This window comes from Pseudomonas sp. ICMP 10191, from assembly GCF_001467335.1.
Lineage (GTDB): Bacteria > Pseudomonadota > Gammaproteobacteria > Pseudomonadales > Pseudomonadaceae > Aquipseudomonas > Aquipseudomonas cerasi.
The window spans coordinates 84,392-98,982 of sequence record NZ_LKGW01000079.1; the positions used below are offsets into that span (position 1 = coordinate 84,392).

At 61.3% G+C, this 14,591-nt stretch carries 14 protein-coding genes; 9 read left to right on the forward strand and 5 right to left on the reverse strand.

What is annotated here, in order from left to right:
* Positions 1 to 65: 65 nt before the first annotated feature.
* From AO388_RS07585 to AO388_RS07595, 3 genes are all read left to right on the forward strand, one after another.
* Entirely contained in the window at positions 66 to 1,343 is a 1,278-nt protein-coding gene (locus AO388_RS07585) for an acetyl-CoA C-acetyltransferase (protein WP_044310530.1), read from the forward strand.
* A 187-nt stretch (positions 1,344 to 1,530) separates the two neighbouring features.
* Complete coding sequence (locus AO388_RS07590; RefSeq protein WP_003366444.1) at positions 1,531 to 1,809, forward strand: hypothetical protein; 279 nt, start codon at positions 1,531 to 1,533, stop codon at positions 1,807 to 1,809.
* A gap of 32 nt (positions 1,810 to 1,841) precedes the next feature.
* Positions 1,842 to 3,239, forward strand: coding sequence for a DUF726 domain-containing protein (locus AO388_RS07595; RefSeq protein ID WP_044310529.1), 1,398 nt, complete (start codon positions 1,842 to 1,844; stop codon positions 3,237 to 3,239).
* 7 nt (positions 3,240 to 3,246) lie between these two features.
* Here the strand turns inward: AO388_RS07595 and AO388_RS07600 are convergent, their stop codons facing one another.
* Positions 3,247 to 4,275 carry a bile acid:sodium symporter family protein gene (locus AO388_RS07600; RefSeq protein WP_058416257.1) on the reverse strand — a complete coding sequence of 343 codons (1,029 nt, stop codon included), beginning with the start codon at positions 4,273 to 4,275 and terminating at the stop codon, positions 3,247 to 3,249.
* An 85-nt stretch (positions 4,276 to 4,360) separates the two neighbouring features.
* On the opposite strand from AO388_RS07600, the gene AO388_RS07605 reads away from it, so the two are divergent.
* The gene (locus AO388_RS07605) at positions 4,361 to 5,164 is read left to right on the forward strand and encodes an AraC family transcriptional regulator (RefSeq protein ID WP_003366452.1); all 804 of its coding nucleotides are present in this window, start codon (positions 4,361 to 4,363) and stop codon (positions 5,162 to 5,164) included.
* Positions 5,165 to 5,408: 244 nt separating this feature from the next.
* The gene (locus AO388_RS07610; RefSeq protein ID WP_003366454.1) at positions 5,409 to 6,305 is read left to right on the forward strand and encodes a PA4780 family RIO1-like protein kinase; all 897 of its coding nucleotides are present in this window, start codon (positions 5,409 to 5,411) and stop codon (positions 6,303 to 6,305) included.
* A 209-nt stretch (positions 6,306 to 6,514) separates the two neighbouring features.
* Here the strand turns inward: AO388_RS07610 and cueR are convergent, their stop codons facing one another.
* From cueR to AO388_RS07625, 3 genes are all read right to left on the reverse strand, one after another.
* Positions 6,515 to 6,913 carry a Cu(I)-responsive transcriptional regulator gene (gene cueR / locus AO388_RS07615; protein ID WP_003366456.1) on the reverse strand — a complete coding sequence of 133 codons (399 nt, stop codon included), beginning with the start codon at positions 6,911 to 6,913 and terminating at the stop codon, positions 6,515 to 6,517.
* The gene (locus tag AO388_RS07620; RefSeq protein WP_058416258.1) at positions 6,910 to 9,108 is read right to left on the reverse strand and encodes a heavy metal translocating P-type ATPase; all 2,199 of its coding nucleotides are present in this window, start codon (positions 9,106 to 9,108) and stop codon (positions 6,910 to 6,912) included. The genes cueR and AO388_RS07620 overlap by 4 nt, the downstream gene beginning before the upstream one ends.
* Before the next feature lie 69 nt (positions 9,109 to 9,177).
* On the reverse strand, positions 9,178 to 9,558 hold the full coding sequence (locus tag AO388_RS07625; RefSeq protein ID WP_003366459.1) for a hypothetical protein: 381 nt from the start codon (positions 9,556 to 9,558) through the stop codon (positions 9,178 to 9,180).
* Positions 9,559 to 9,722: 164 nt separating this feature from the next.
* On the opposite strand from AO388_RS07625, the gene AO388_RS07630 reads away from it, so the two are divergent.
* On the forward strand, positions 9,723 to 9,920 hold the full coding sequence (locus AO388_RS07630) for a heavy-metal-associated domain-containing protein (RefSeq protein ID WP_003366461.1): 198 nt from the start codon (positions 9,723 to 9,725) through the stop codon (positions 9,918 to 9,920).
* Positions 9,921 to 10,057: 137 nt separating this feature from the next.
* The gene (locus tag AO388_RS07635; RefSeq protein ID WP_032609231.1) at positions 10,058 to 11,254 is read left to right on the forward strand and encodes a multidrug effflux MFS transporter; all 1,197 of its coding nucleotides are present in this window, start codon (positions 10,058 to 10,060) and stop codon (positions 11,252 to 11,254) included.
* Between the two features lie 75 nt (positions 11,255 to 11,329).
* Here AO388_RS07635 and AO388_RS07640 read toward each other — a convergent pair whose 3' ends face one another.
* Entirely contained in the window at positions 11,330 to 12,343 is a 1,014-nt protein-coding gene (locus AO388_RS07640) for a zinc-binding alcohol dehydrogenase family protein (RefSeq protein ID WP_003431856.1), read from the reverse strand.
* 115 nt (positions 12,344 to 12,458) lie between these two features.
* On the opposite strand from AO388_RS07640, the gene AO388_RS07645 reads away from it, so the two are divergent.
* Positions 12,459 to 13,382: a LysR family transcriptional regulator gene (locus AO388_RS07645; RefSeq protein WP_044309507.1), complete on the forward strand. Its 924-nt coding sequence runs from the start codon at positions 12,459 to 12,461 to the stop codon at positions 13,380 to 13,382.
* A 436-nt stretch (positions 13,383 to 13,818) separates the two neighbouring features.
* Complete coding sequence (locus AO388_RS07650) at positions 13,819 to 14,511, forward strand: ArsR/SmtB family transcription factor (RefSeq protein WP_003350954.1); 693 nt, start codon at positions 13,819 to 13,821, stop codon at positions 14,509 to 14,511.
* The last annotated feature ends 80 nt before the right edge of the window (positions 14,512 to 14,591 follow it).

Consider the following 14,591-nt stretch of genomic DNA (forward strand, 5'->3'; position numbering starts at 1 on the left):
TGGCATGACGTTTGTTCTTGCGATCGGCACGGCTCATTCATTCGCTTGAAGAAAGGGAGTTTTCCATGACGCATCCTCGTCGGGTCGCCATCGTCGGCGGTAACCGCATTCCGTTCGCGCGCTCCAATGGCCCTTACGCCACGGCCAGCAATCAGGACATGCTCACGGCTGCTCTGGAAGGGCTGATCGAGCGCTTCAATCTGCACGGGCTGCGCATGGGCGAGGTTGTGACGGGCGCGGTGCTCAAGCACTCCAGAGACTTCAACCTGACCCGCGAATGCGTGCTCGGCTCGCGGCTCTCGGCACAGACCCCGGCCTACGACATTCAGCAAGCCTGCGGTACGGGGCTGGAAGCGGCGTTGCTGGTGGCCAACAAGATCGCTCTGGGGCAGATCGAGTGCGGCATTGCCGGCGGCGTTGACACCACGTCCGATGCACCGATCGGCGTCAACGAGGGGCTGCGCAAAATCCTGCTGCAGGTAAACCGCAGCAAGACGCCCGGTGACAAGCTCAAGGCCCTGATGCAGCTGCGTCCACACCACCTCAAACCGGAGCTGCCGCGTAACGGCGAGCCACGTACACGCTTGTCGATGGGTCAACATTGCGAGCTGATGGCGCAGACCTGGGGCATAGAGCGCGGGCCGCAGGATCAACTGGCGCTCGAGAGCCATCTGAAAATGGCGGCAGCCTACGCCGAGGGCTGGCAGGATGATCTGATGACGCCGTATCTGGGGCTGATCCGTGACAACAACCTGCGTCCGGACCTGACGCTTGAAAAACTGGCCAGCCTCAAGCCCGCGTTCGAGCGCAGCGCCAAGGGCACCTTGTCGGCGGGCAATTCGACACCGCTGACCGATGGCGCATCGGTGGTGTTGCTGGCCAGCGAGGAATGGGCTCGCGAGCGGGACCTGCCGGTGCTGGCCTATTGGCGCGATGGCGAAGCTGCGGCGGTGGACTTCGTCAACGGAGCAGAAGGGCTGCTGATGGCACCGGTCTACGCCGTTCCGCGTCTGCTGGCCCGCAATGGCCTGACCCTTCAGGACTTCGATTACTACGAAATTCACGAAGCCTTCGCCGCGCAGGTGCTGTGCACCCTCAAGGCCTGGGAAGACGCCGATTACTGCAAGACCCGTCTGGGGCTGGATGCGCCGTTGGGGTCTATTGATCGCAGCAAACTGAACGTCAAGGGCAGCTCACTGGCTGCCGGCCACCCGTTCGCCGCAACCGGAGGCCGCATCGTCGCCAACCTGGCCAAGCTGCTGGATGCGGCAGGCAGCGGACGTGGACTGATCTCGATCTGTGCCGCAGGCGGCCAGGGCGTGACGGCAATTCTGGAGCGTTAGGCAAATGGCTGGGGTCATGGGCATAATCCACAACTGAACTACGCAGAGCACTGGCACGATAAGTGTTCTTCCGGGCACCTATCGTTCCTCACGCTCCAGCGTGGGAATGCATGTCGTGACGCTCCGCGTCGCATCCGTGCGCGGGATGATCAATCAGCATTGTTGGCCTGTAACGTTGAGGTAAGGCATGGGGTTCATCATTGGGGTATCGGTACTTCTGATTCTGATCGGCACCGTGCTCTATCTGTTCGACAAAGGCGCGCGGACTCGCTGGCTGAGGCCCTATATCGGGCTGATGCTGATCGGTTTGCTGATCGGCGGGATGGGCTTGCTGGTGGGGCTGGTCTCCGATGAAACGGAGGCTTACTTCCTGCTGGTGGCCAAATGGGTCATCGCGGTGACCGGTATCATGTTCTGCCTGCGACTGATCGTACTGATCGCCAAGCGCTTCATCGCCAGAAATTGAGCGTGCAAACCGCCCATGTGTGACAGGACAACGTGGAAAATCACTTCAAATTTCTGACCCTGCCCAAGACATCGGGCGAGGTCGCCAACGTCTTCATTCACGGCTATTCGTCAGGGCATGATCTGGATGACCGACGCCTGTTGGCCAACAGCATCCCCGGTGCATTGCGCCAGAGCGTGAACATTCTGGCGTTCTGGCCATCCAGCCATTTCACCCAGATGGACAACCGTTCCCGTGGCCTGCTCATGGCTGCTGCCCGTGTGCACCCGCTCGCGGGCGCGGCGGCGTTGGCGGGGGACCGGGTCGTTCACTTCGCGCGCATCCGCAACCGTGCCCGCGACATGGGCAAGGTGCTGTTTGCACAGCTGGATCGCTACCTGTTCGAGCATCATCCCGACGTCAGGCGGGTCAATCTGATCGGTCATTCACTGGGCGGCCGGCTGCTGGTCAGCGCGCTCAAGGACCTGCAGCAGACACCCGAGCACGGGCTGGTGGTGGGCGATGTATTGCTGATGGCCGCTGCCGTGCGTATCGATGCCGCCGAGGCCGAGCTGCTCAAGCAGAGAATCAGCGGACGGCTGATCAATGCGTATTCCACGGAAGATCATGTGCTCTTGCTGAACCTGGGCGAGAAGAGCCTGGGACGCACGCCGGTCGAGCACTTCGAGAACGTGCGCATGCAGGGTTATCGCCATCACCATTACTGGCAGCGCTTGCAGGAAGTGCTGATTGCGACCCGCTTCAGTGGCTGTGAAGGGCTGGAAACCGGCGTTGCGGTGCTACCGACAATGACCCGCGACCCGGTTTTGCAGGACGTCTGGTTGCACAGCGTTCTGGCCCGTTCGCCGGACTACGTGCTGGAGGCGGCCATCAAGCACTTGCGCAGCAGTCGCTGGACGCGCCTCAAGGCCACTGAAGCGGACCGTACGTACGCATTCGTGCGTGAATTCCAGCTGGTCGCCGGGCATTTTCTGATCAATGCCGCCCGGCGTCGCGGCGTGCCCTATACGCGAGTGTTGGGCATGCTGGCGCGGCAATACGGTCTGGGCGACGCGCTGCACCAATGTGCGACGGTGGTTGAAGTGGAAGAGCTGCTGCTCAGGACGTTCTTTCGCCATGCGTTCAACAGCGCGCACCCGCTGGTGCAGATGCCGCGCGCCAGTGTCCGCGCGATGAGCTGGGATATCTATGCCGCGCATGTCGATGCACTGGCCGAGCGCCTGACCGTGGCAGCGTTTTTCAAGACCGCGCAGCCCGACGAGGCGCCGGGCGCGGTCAAGGGCTTGCTGGGTGCAATTCGCCAGGCCCCGGTGCAACGCCTGCTGACGCACTTCGGCACTGCGCTGCGGCCGGGTTATTCCGCACTGATCCCTACCGTGGCGATCGTCTTCTATGCGCGCGTCACACTGGATGATGACGCGCTGATGTAAGCCGCATTCACGCGGCGCGAGCCTCTTCCAGCGCGGCGGCCGAAAGCTCTTGGCGATGGCGACTGGCGTAGCTCTCGGCGATGATCGAGCACACGATCAACTGCATCGGGTGGTAGATCATGATCGGCAACAGAATCAGGCCAAGCCCCGGGCTGCTGCCGAAAATCAGTGCAGCCATCGGCGCACCCGCGGCGAGGGATTTCTTGGTGGCGCAGAACACCGCCGCGACCTTGTCGGCATGATCGAACTTGAGTAGCCGCGCCGTGCGGGTGGTCATCAACAGGATCACCGCCAGCAGCAGCGCGGTGCCGACGAACGCCGTCAGGATCACGCTGTTGCCCTGGCTTTGCCACATGCCGGAGATCATCGAGTTGCAGAACGCCGCGTACACCAGCAGCAGAATCACCAGCTTGTCGATCAGGTTGGTGTACTTCTTGTGACGGGCGAAAAATTTGCCCAGCAACGGCCGCATTAGCTGGCCAAGCACCAGTGGCAGCAGGAGCATGGCGCACAGGTCGAGCAGCGTATCGCCCAGATCGATCCCGCCAGCGCCGGTGCCGACCACCAGGCTGACCAGCCACGGGGTGATGAAAATCCCGATGACGCTGGACATGCTGGCGTTGAGAATCGCTGCCGGGACATTGCCGCCTGCGCTGCCGGTCAGTGCCACCGAAGACGAAATGGTCGAGGGCAGGGCGCACAGGTAGAGAAAACCCAGCATCAGCAGCGCCGGCACATACGAGCCCAGCAGTTTTTGGCACGCCAACCAGATCAGCGGGAACACCACGAAGGTGAAGACCTGGATCATCACGTGCAGGCGCCAGTTGGTCAGGCCTTTCTTGATCTGCTCGCTGGACAGGTTTACCCCATGCAGAAAGAACACCACGAACACGCCGACCTTGATGACGTATTCAGCGTGCATGCTGCCGCCGGTAGCGCCGAAACGTGGGAAGAAGTAGGCGAGCACCGTCGCCAGAACCATGCCCCAGAGGAACCAGTCGGTAGCGACGCGTTTGAAGTGTTTGAGTGATTGCATGCGGGGTCCGTAGAACGTTTGTACACAGAGATGCGTGCAGGCTACTCTGTTGCGCCATAGCCGTCTTGCGACATAAGGCCATAAGATGCCGAGTAACGGACAGATCAATCAGCGGCAGCCTACGGGCGAGCGGCAGATACCGGCATTGGCCGGCCTGCCGCGCCCGCTGTATGCCCGTGCTGAAAGCCTCACTGCCGGTTCGTGGACGCCGCCCCATCGCCACGACTGGGTGCAGTTTTCCTACGCCATCAGTGGGGTTCTGGGGGTGCATACCGCCGAGGGCAGTTTCTTTGCGCCGCCGCAGTGGGGCGTCTGGGTGCCTGCCGGGCTTGAGCATGAGGTGGTGACCTCCATGCGTGCCGAAATGCGCAGCCTGTACATTCGCACGGCAGATTCGGGGTGGGCACCGCAGCGCTGCAGGGTGCTGGAAGTCACGCCACTGGCCCGTGAGCTGATCAAGAGCTTCTGCCTTCTGCCCGTGGATTATCCCGAGCAGGACAGCCATGAGGCGCGGCTGGTGCAGGTCCTGCTGGATCAACTGGCGCAGTTGCCCGAAGTCGGCTTTTCACTGCCGTTGCCGCGTCATCCGCGTTTGCTGGGGCTGTGCAACGAGTTGATCGAGGAGCCGGGTCGGTTGATTACCCTGCACGACTGGGCCGCCCGTCTAGGGACCTCAGAGAAAACCCTGATGCGCCTGTTCCAGCGGGAAACCGGATTGAGCTTTCGCGGCTGGCGGCAGCGGGCACGGTTACTGTCTTCGCTTTCTGCACTGGAAGAGGGCGCCAGTGTGACGCATACCGCGCTGGCCTGCGGTTATGACTCGACGTCAGCATTCATCGCTGCGTTCAAGGGTTTGTTCGGTCACACCCCCGGTGACTTGTTCAAGTAAGGCCGGGATGCCTTGTGCACTAACGAGTGCATCCAACACTGTTTTTTCTGCTTTTACATGTTTTGTCCCGGAATATCTTCGACCTGCTGTACGGCACGAAAGGTGCTTTAAACCGGGGGATTGCGTGGTTTTTTCTTAAAAAACCTTTCAATCCACAGGGGGTTACCCCTACTCGCTGGCGGAGGATTGCCGTATAACGGCAACAATCGCGTATCTGGCAACAAAGGACCCACAATAAAAGCTGATGAAAACTCCTAAACGCATTGAACCCCTGATCGAAGACGGTCTGGTCGACGAGGTGCTGCGCCCGCTCATGAGTGGTAAAGAGGCAGCTGTTTATGTGGTGCGTTGCGGCAATGAGCTGCGGTGTGCCAAGGTTTACAAGGAGGCTAACAAACGCAGTTTCCGTCAGGCGGCCGAGTATCAGGAAGGCCGCAAGGTACGCAACAGCCGACAGGCCCGCGCCATGGCCAAGGGCTCGAAGTTCGGGCGCAAGGAAACCGAAGACGCCTGGCAGAATGCCGAAGTGGCTGCGCTGTTTCGTCTGGCCAGCGCAGGTGTTCGGGTGCCCAAGCCGTATGACTTCCTGGAAGGCGTGCTGCTCATGGAACTGGTGGCCGACGAGTACGGCGATGCAGCGCCGCGTCTGAACGACGTCGTGCTGGAGCCGGATCAGGCGCGCGAGTATCACGCATTCCTGATCGAGCAGATCGTGCTGATGTTGTGTGCCGGTCTGGTGCACGGTGACCTGTCCGAGTTCAACGTGCTGCTGGCGCCGTCCGGCCCGGTCATCATCGACTTGCCGCAAGCGGTCGATGCCGCGGGCAACAACCATGCGTTCAGCATGCTGGAGCGCGACGTCGGCAACATGGCGCTGTACTTCGGCCGCTTCGCTCCGGAGCTCAGAAAGACCAAGTACGCCAAGGAAATGTGGTCGTACTACGAGGCAGGCACCTTGTCGCCCGCCACGGTGCTGACCGGCGAATTCGATGAGCCGGAGGACGAAGCCGATGTGGGCGGCGTACTGCGCGAAATCGAAGCCGCCCGCCTCGACGAAGCCCGTCGCCAGGCAGCTCGCGCGGCAGACGATGCGCCACCAAGCAAATCCACCGAAGAACCACCACCGCCGTGGATGCAGTAAAGCCCTTTCGCGAGCAGGCGCGCTCCCGCAGGGAGTGCGTGTGGCAGGCGCTCCGTCGAGTGATGCAGTAAGTAAGACCACTGTGGGAGCGAGCTCGCTCGCGAAGGCGATTGATCAGGCGCGCTGTTTTCGGAGCCTGTACGGGCCCTTTCGCGAGCAAGCTCGCTCCCTCGGAGCGCTTGGATGCAGTAAGGGCCCTTGCGGTGTGGCTAGCAGCACCCGCCCGACGCCAGGTCTTTGAGGATCGGGCAGTCGGGTCGGTCGTCGCCTTGGCAATGTTCCACCAGTTCCTGAAGCGTATCGCGCAGGCTCGCCAGTTCTTCGATCTTCTTGTTCAGCTCGGCAATGTGTTGCCGGGCCAGTGCTTTGACGTCGGCGCTGGCCCGTTGGCGGTCCTGCCAGAGGGTCAGCAGTTTGCCGACTTCTTCCAGCGAAAACCCCAGGTCTCTTGAGCGCTTGATGAACGCCAGCGTGTGCAGATCGTCCGCGCTGTACACGCGATAGCCGCTGTCGCTGCGATGCGCCGCCTGCAACAGGCCGATGGATTCGTAATAGCGGATCATCTTGGCGCTCAAGCCACTGTTTTTCGCCGCTTGACCGATATTCATGGTGCGTCCTCCAGGTCGCGGGGTTTCCAGGTTTTCAGCAGCAGCGCATTGCTCACCACGCTGACGCTCGACAGCGCCATGGCCGCGCCCGCCAGTACCGGATTGAGATAGCCCAGCGCCGCGAGCGGAATGCCGATCAGGTTGTAGACGAACGCCCAGAACAGGTTCTGGCGGATTTTCGCGTAGGTCCTTCGGCTAATGTCGAGGGCGGCCGGAACCAGTCGCGGATCGCCGCGCATCAGGGTGATGCCCGCTGCATGCATGGCGACATCGGTCCCGCCGCCCATCGCTATACCGACATCCGCCGCCGCCAGCGCCGGAGCATCGTTGATGCCGTCACCGACCATCGCGACCACATGATGGCTTTTCAGTTGAGTGACGGTGGCCGCCTTGTCGGCAGGCAGCACTTCGGCATGCACGTCGTGTATCCCCAATGTCCTGGCAACCACTTGGGCACTGCCACGGTTATCGCCAGTCAGCAGATGGCTGGTGATGCCCCGCGCATTCAGCGCTTTGATCGCCTGATCGGTTCCGGGCTTGAGCGTGTCACCAAAGGCAAACATGCCGATCACCTTTGGCTCTGGAGCCTGCTCGATCAGCCAGGACAGCGTGCGCCCCTCGGCTTCCCAGATGCGCGCGGACTCGGCCAGATCGCCCATCGGCAGGCCGCTTTCCTCCAGCAAACGTCGATTGCCCAGCGCCAGTTCACGGCCCTGAACGCTGCCAGCGATGCCCCGACCACTCAGGACGCGGCTGTTTTGCGCGGCATCAGGCTTGAGTTGCCATTCATGACACACATCCAGCACTGCTTTGGCCAAGGGGTGTTCACTGCCGCGTTGCAGCGCGCCCGCCAGTTGCAGAAGGTGTTCTTCATTGCCCAGCACCGCGCTCATGTTGGTGATACGCGGCGTGCCCGAGGTCAGCGTGCCGGTTTTGTCGAACACCACGGCATCGACCTCGTGAGCCCGTTCCAGCGCTTCGGCGTCCTTGATCAGAATGCCATAGCGCGCAGCCACGCCGGTCCCGGCCATGATCGCTGTCGGCGTCGCAAGGCCCAGCGAGCAAGGGCAGGCGATCACCAGTACAGCGACGGCATTGATCTGCGCGACTTCAAGCGAGGCACCGACCAGCAGCCAGCCGACCAGCGTGAGCAAGGCAATCACCAGTACGGTCGGCACGAACACTTGGCTGACTTTATCCACCAGTTTCTGGATCGGAGCCTTGCCTGCCTGGGCGTCCTCGACCAGACGAATGATGCGCGCCAGCACCGTTTCTGCGCCCAGTGCTGTGGTCCTGATCAGCAATTGGCCTTCGCCATTGATAGCCCCGCCGGTGACCTTGTCGCCCGGTTGCTTGACCACCGGCAGGCTTTCACCGGTGATCAGCGCTTCGTCGGCATGGCTGCGGCCTTCGACCACTTCGCCGTCCACCGGAAAGCGTTCGCCGGGTTTGACCAGCACCCGATCATCAAGCTGCAGCGCGCTGATAGCGACGTCCTGTTCGAGGCCGTCGACCACCCGCAGGGCGCGCTCCGGGCGCAGTGCTTCAAGGGCACGGATAGCACTGGCGGTCTGACGCTTGGCGCGGCTTTCCAGGTATTTGCCCAGCAGCACCAGCGCGATCACCACCGCCGATGCTTCGAAATACAAATGCGGCGTTGTGCCAGGCGCAGCGTGCAGCCATTGATAGACGCTCAGGCCGTAGCCGGCGCTGGTACCGATGGCGACCAGCAGGTCCATATTGCCGGCACCTGCGCGCACGGCTTTCCAGGCGGCCACGTAAAAGCGTGCGCCAAGGATGAACTGCACCGGCGTCGCCAGCGCAAACTGCACCCACGCGGGCAGCATCCAGTGCACGCCCAGCGGGGTCAGCAGCATCGGCAGGATCAGCGGCAGCGCCAGCGCGATGGCCAGCAGCAAGGCCCAGCGCTCGTTATGCAAGTGACGGGCTTTTTGATCGGCTTCGGCGTGACGATCCTGGCCCAGGGTGGCGCCATAACCGGCGCGGCTGACGGCGTCGATCAGGGTTTGCGGATCGGTGTGCGCTGCGGTGTCTACATGGGCGCGTTCATTGGCCAGGTTGACCGTTACGCTGTTGACCCCCGGCACTTTGGCCAGGGCACGCTCGACCCTACCTGCACAACTGGCGCAGGTCATGCCGCTGATCGGCAGGTCGAAGGTGGTGGTGTCTTGCATGTGAATCACTCCCTGAGGCTGGCTGCCTGCAAGGATCAACCTTGCCATATGGGCAAGGTCAAGCGCGAATCAATAGTTGAGGTCGGCTTTCTTGAGGTACAGCCCGTTGAGGTCGGTAGCAATGCGGTACTTGAGGATATCCCCGGAGCGCAGCTGAATCTTGGTGCTGCGCGGCGCTTCCATGCCGGGTTCACAGCCCACGACATTGCCGCGCAGGGTGCTCAGCCGCACCGAGACTTCACCTGCCGGCAGGTTGAAGGACACCGAGTCTTCCTGAAACAGCCTGCCGGCCAGGCGGTCCTGAACGTAGATGCCGATCTCGCAGGAAGTCGCGACTTCCAGGCGCTCGCGGGAAATGATCAGGATGCCGTAGTCCTGAGCTGCCTGAGTGGCAGGGGTGATAGCCAGGAAACCGAGAATGCTGAAGAGGCTGACTGCTGACCAGCGCATCGCTGATACTCCTGATGTAAATATGGCTGACGGTATAGGTGTCGATCACTCAGCTTGGCTCACGATTACGCCGAATGCCAGCCCGGCAGCAATGACAGAAACTTGACCTTGCCATGATGACAAGGTTGAAGATGCTCACTGTTCATCACTGAAGGAGTGACACCATGCAGTTATTCAACGTTCAAGGCATGACCTGCGGGCACTGTGTTCGCGCGGTGACCGAGGCCATCAAGCATGACGATCCAAGCGCCGATGTTCAGGTCGAACTGGCCAGTAAACAGGTCAAGGTGCAAAGCAGTTTGTCGCCGGAACGAATTGTCAGCCTGATCAGCGAAGAGGGTTATCAGGCGCAGCCGGCATGATCCAGACCCGGGAGATCAATGCGGTCTCCCGGTCTGTAAACATTGAAAAATTTTGAATTAATTCCCCCGTCCGTCGTTCTCTGCAAGGTAAGCCGGGTAAACTAGCCCGTTGCTCTGCATCCGTTAATGGACACCCGATGAATCTACGAACGATCCTTATCCTTGGCTCATTGAGCGCCTTCGGCCCTCTGGCCATCGACTTCTATCTTCCTGGCTTTCCGGCCATGGCCTCGTATTTCGGGACCGATGAAAAACACGTACAGCTGACCCTGGCGGCCTACTTTCTGGGGCTTTCCCTGGGACAACTGGCCTATGGTCCGGTGGCTGACCGGTTCGGTCGGCGCATTCCGCTGCTGGTCGGCGTGACCCTGTTCATGCTGGCCTCGGTCGCTTGCGCCTTTGCGCCGAGTCTTGAATGGCTGATCGCTGCACGCTTCGTACAGGCGCTGGGTGGCTGTGCCGGAATGGTCTTGTCGCGCGCTATCGTCAGCGACAAGTGCAACGCTGTCGAGTCGGCCAAGGTCTTCTCGCAACTGATGCTGGTCATGGGCCTGGCACCGATTCTGGCTCCCATGCTGGGCGGCGTGCTGGTCAGCACCTTTGGCTGGCAATCGATCTTCGTCAGCCTGGCCCTGTTCAGCGGTGCCTGTCTGGCGGCCGTCGCACTGGGGTTGCCGGAAAGCATGCCGGCCACCACGCCGCGCCAGCCGTTGAGCGGCGCGCTGGGCCAGTACCTCAATCTGTTCAAGGACGGCGTGTTCATTGGTCATGCGCTGACCGGTGGCATCGCAATGGCCGGGATGTTCGCTTACGTCGCGGGCTCGCCGTTTGTGTTCATCAAGCTGTATGGCGTGCCTGCCGAGCACTACGGCTGGTTGTTCGGGATGAATGCGGCGGGCTTCATTCTGGTGGCGCAGATCAATGCGCGTATTCTGCGCAAGACCGGTCCGGCGTTTTTGCTGTCGCGCACGGTTTGGATCTATCTGGCTGCGGGGCTGGTGTTGCTGGCGATCAGCTTGCTGCGCACCGAAGCGCTTTGGCCGCTGCTGGTGCCGCTGTTCATTTGTGTGGCGAGTCTTGGGTGCATCATCCCCAATGCATCGGCTTGCGCCATGAATGGCCAGTGGGCGCGCGCGGGCAGTGCGTCGGCGTTGCTGGGATGCCTGCAATTCAGCGTTGCCGCCGTCGCCGCCAGTCTGGTGGGCTTGCTGCATGATGGCACGGCCACGCCAATGGCGCTGGTCATCAGCCTGTGTGGCGTGCTGACTGTGGGCATCTCGGTGCTGACGCGCCGTGCGCAGGCACGGCGCGACGCATCGCTCCAGACCGCCTGATCGCCAAAGCGGTGGTGTCAGTCGCGCCGGGCGTGACTGATACCATCGACTTCACACGGCCCAGGCCTCTGTGGCTCAGAAACCTTCCAGCACGACCTTGCCCTTGGCCTTGCCGCTTTCCAGCAGGGCATGAGCGCGGCGCAGGTTTTCGGCATTGATGGTGCCGAAGTGCTCGCCAAAGGTGGTTTTCAACGTACCGGCGTCGATCAGCTCGGCAACCCGGTTGAGCAGGTTGTGCTGCTCGATCATGTCCTCGGTTTCAAACATCGACCGGGTGTACATGAACTCCCAATGCAGCGACAGGCTCTTGCGCTTGAGTTTCGACACATCCAGCGACTTGGGGTCGTCGATCAGCGCCAGCTTGCCTTGTGGCTTGAGTGCCTCGACGAGCTGATCCAGATGCTGTTCGGTCTGGGTCAGGCTGGCCACATGAGTCACGTGGTTCAGGCCGACGCGCTTGAGTTCTTCGCTCAGCGGCTTGCTGTGATCCAGCACATGGTGCGCGCCCAGTTCGCTGACCCAGCTTTCGGTCTCGGGCCGCGAGGCGGTGCCGATGACTTTCAGCGAGGTCAGTTTGCGCGCCAGTTGGGTGAGGATCGAACCCACGCCACCGGCAGCACCGACGATCAGCAGGCTGTGTGCGCCTTCACCTTTTTGCTGCGGGATCTGCAGTCGCTCGAACAGCAGTTCCCAGGCGGTGATGGCTGTCAACGGCAGCGCCGCCGCATGGGCGAAGCTCAGGGTCTTGGGCATGTGGCCAACGATGCGTTCATCCACCACGTGCAACTCGCTGTTGGCTCCTGGCCGGGTCAGAGAGCCGGCATAGAACACCTTGTCGCCCGGCTTGAACAGCGTGACCTGGCTGCCGACGGCTTTGACCACTCCGGCCACGTCCCAGCCCAGCACCTTGCCTGCACCGTCCTCAGGCTGGACGTTCTGGCGGATCTTGGTGTCCACCGGGTTGACGGAGATAGCCTTGACCTCGACCAGCAGATCGCGATCGCCAGCCACCGGCTCGGGCAGCTCGATATCCTGCAATGATTTCACGTCGCTGATGGGCAGGGACTGATAGTACGCAATGGCTTTCATGTCAGGGGCCTCTCCGAAAGAAAATGATGAAGAGATCATTGGCTATTTCCAGCAAAGATAAAACCCGCTAAAACGGCAGGCTCTTTCAATTTTATTTTGATAATACGGGGCCTTGATGCTGCGTTTTGATGACTTGCAGTTGTTCGTACGTGCAGCGGATCTGGGCAGCCTTTCTGCCGCAGCGAGGGTCATGGACCTGTCTGCGGCGGTTGCCAGCGCGGCGCTCAAGCGTATCGAACGGCAGTTGGGCGCGCGCTTGCTGGCCCGTTCGACGCGCAGCCTGCGCCTGACTGCCGAAGGCGAGGGGTTTCTGGAATACGCGCGTGCTGCGCTGGGCAGCCTTGAGGAGGGGCGGCGTTTGCTGGCCAGCAGCCAGGACCGTTGCGAGGGCGTGCTGCAACTCTCGGCGCCATCGGACCTGGGGCGCAACGTGCTGTTGCCTTGGCTCGACGAATTTCAACAGCAGCATCCGCAACTGACTGTGCGTCTGCTGCTGGGTGATCGTATTGCCGATCTGTTCCGCCAGCCTGTCGACGTGGCGCTGCGCTACGGCGAGCCGGAAGACTCCAGCCTGGTCGCACTGCCGGTTTTGCCTGACAACCGCCGGGTACTGTGTGCGGCGCCGAGTTACCTGCAGCGTCATGGCGAGCCGCATCAGGTCGAGCAACTGGCGCAGCATAACTGCCTGCTGTTCATGCTCGGTGATCGCGTTCATGACCGTTGGACGCTGAACGACGGCAAGCGCGAAATAAGTCTGACGGTCAGCGGCAACCGGTTCAGCGACGATGCCGACGTGGTGCGCCGCTGGGCGGTGGCGGGCGAAGGTGTGGCATACAAATCCTGGCTGGACGTGGCCGCTGATGTGCGGGCCGGGCACCTGAAAGTGTTGATGCCCGACCTGATCGGGGAGCGGGCGCCATTGAACCTGTTGTGCGCGCATCGGGCGCAACTCAGCAAGCCTGTCATTCTGTTACTGGAAATGCTCAGGTCACGGTGTAAGCAACATGCTGTAAGTCTGTCGTCCGCCAGCGTGTTTTAATCGCCGCGCCCCAGTAGGAAATGGCCTTCGGAAATGTCGGAAAATATAATTTTCGAAGGCCGTTCAATAACGCGAAGTTTCGCTGCCGGAACAAAGTTGAAACTGACTGTTGTTGAGTGGATTTGGCATTTTTGTCATAGCCATTACGCTTGTCTTTTTAATCCTCTTTTGACGTGTCGCTGCAAACCCTTTGAATAGAGGGGTTGTGGTGTGGTCGCGGGAATAACTTGATGTTGATGGAGCACGCCATACTTGGGCGATTTTTTGCGTCGTGGTGTACCCACCGTGTGTAAGAGGCGTTTTTCATCCAACGGGGGCGGAGGGCATAGAGTTTATACTTGTCATGACCTATAAGAGCCACGTTCAACTCTATCGAGGCGTGATTGCTTTCACCCAGTCATCACCATAGATGAATGTTTCAACAGGGAGTGAACACATGGAATACGGACCTTGCATCAGCCAGATCGCAACCTTGCTGGCTGACCCCAAGCGCAGCGCAATGATCTGGGCACTGATGGATGGTACTGCTCGCCCTGCCGATGAATTGGCAATCCTGGCGGGACTCTCGACTTCTTCTGCCGGCGCCCATCTGGCGCGGCTGACCAGTGGTGGCCTGTTGAAACAGGAGGTCCGCGGCCGCAAGCGCTTCTTTCGCCTCGCTGCGCCGGAAGTGGGGGCGGCGGTCGAGGCCTTGGCCTGTGCTTCGCTGGCCAGTGCTGAACAGATCAATCGTCGCTTTGCCCAGCCTGCGCCGCCCTTGCCGCTGCGCCGCGCAAGAGTCTGCTCCGATCATCTGGGTGGCGAGATGGCTGCCGAGCTTTATCAGCGCCTGCTGGAGGCGGGCTGGATAGAACAGCAGGAGAAGCGCGTAGAAGTCACCAGCAAGGGCGTGGCCAGATTTGCCGAACGCGGCATCTACATTCCCGCACTGGCGCAACGCAAGCGCGAAACGGTGTGTGTCTGTCCGAAATGGAACGATAGCAATCCGCATCTGGGCGGCGCGCTGGGGGCGGGGTTGTTGCAGCTTTTCATTCAGATGGGCTGGCTGCGCACCACTGAAGAGTCCAGCACCTTGCAGGTCTCATCCAGTGGGCAGCGGGAAATCAGCAAGATCGCAGCGGCGGCCTGACGGGAGCGGCAGGTGTGGCGCGCTCCACCACTAACGTACCACCGGTCCGCGTCGGCACGCAGTTCCGGACGCGCCGCGTC

Coding starts and splice junctions, on each gene's coding strand:
- AO388_RS07650 (WP_003350954.1), top strand. CDS start 13,819: ATGGAATACGGACCTTGCATCAGCCAGATCGCAACCTTGCTGGCTGAC.
- cueR (WP_003366456.1), bottom strand. CDS start 6,913: ATGAATATCGGTCAAGCGGCGAAAAACAGTGGCTTGAGCGCCAAGATG.
- AO388_RS07620 (WP_058416258.1), bottom strand. CDS start 9,108: ATGCAAGACACCACCACCTTCGACCTGCCGATCAGCGGCATGACCTGC.
- AO388_RS07585 (WP_044310530.1), top strand. CDS start 66: ATGACGCATCCTCGTCGGGTCGCCATCGTCGGCGGTAACCGCATTCCG.
- AO388_RS07605 (WP_003366452.1), top strand. CDS start 4,361: ATGCCGAGTAACGGACAGATCAATCAGCGGCAGCCTACGGGCGAGCGG.
- AO388_RS07625 (WP_003366459.1), bottom strand. CDS start 9,558: ATGCGCTGGTCAGCAGTCAGCCTCTTCAGCATTCTCGGTTTCCTGGCT.
- AO388_RS07610 (WP_003366454.1), top strand. CDS start 5,409: ATGAAAACTCCTAAACGCATTGAACCCCTGATCGAAGACGGTCTGGTC.
- AO388_RS07630 (WP_003366461.1), top strand. CDS start 9,723: ATGCAGTTATTCAACGTTCAAGGCATGACCTGCGGGCACTGTGTTCGC.
- AO388_RS07635 (WP_032609231.1), top strand. CDS start 10,058: ATGAATCTACGAACGATCCTTATCCTTGGCTCATTGAGCGCCTTCGGC.
- AO388_RS07640 (WP_003431856.1), bottom strand. CDS start 12,343: ATGAAAGCCATTGCGTACTATCAGTCCCTGCCCATCAGCGACGTGAAA.
- AO388_RS07645 (WP_044309507.1), top strand. CDS start 12,459: ATGCTGCGTTTTGATGACTTGCAGTTGTTCGTACGTGCAGCGGATCTG.
- AO388_RS07590 (WP_003366444.1), top strand. CDS start 1,531: ATGGGGTTCATCATTGGGGTATCGGTACTTCTGATTCTGATCGGCACC.
- AO388_RS07600 (WP_058416257.1), bottom strand. CDS start 4,275: ATGCAATCACTCAAACACTTCAAACGCGTCGCTACCGACTGGTTCCTC.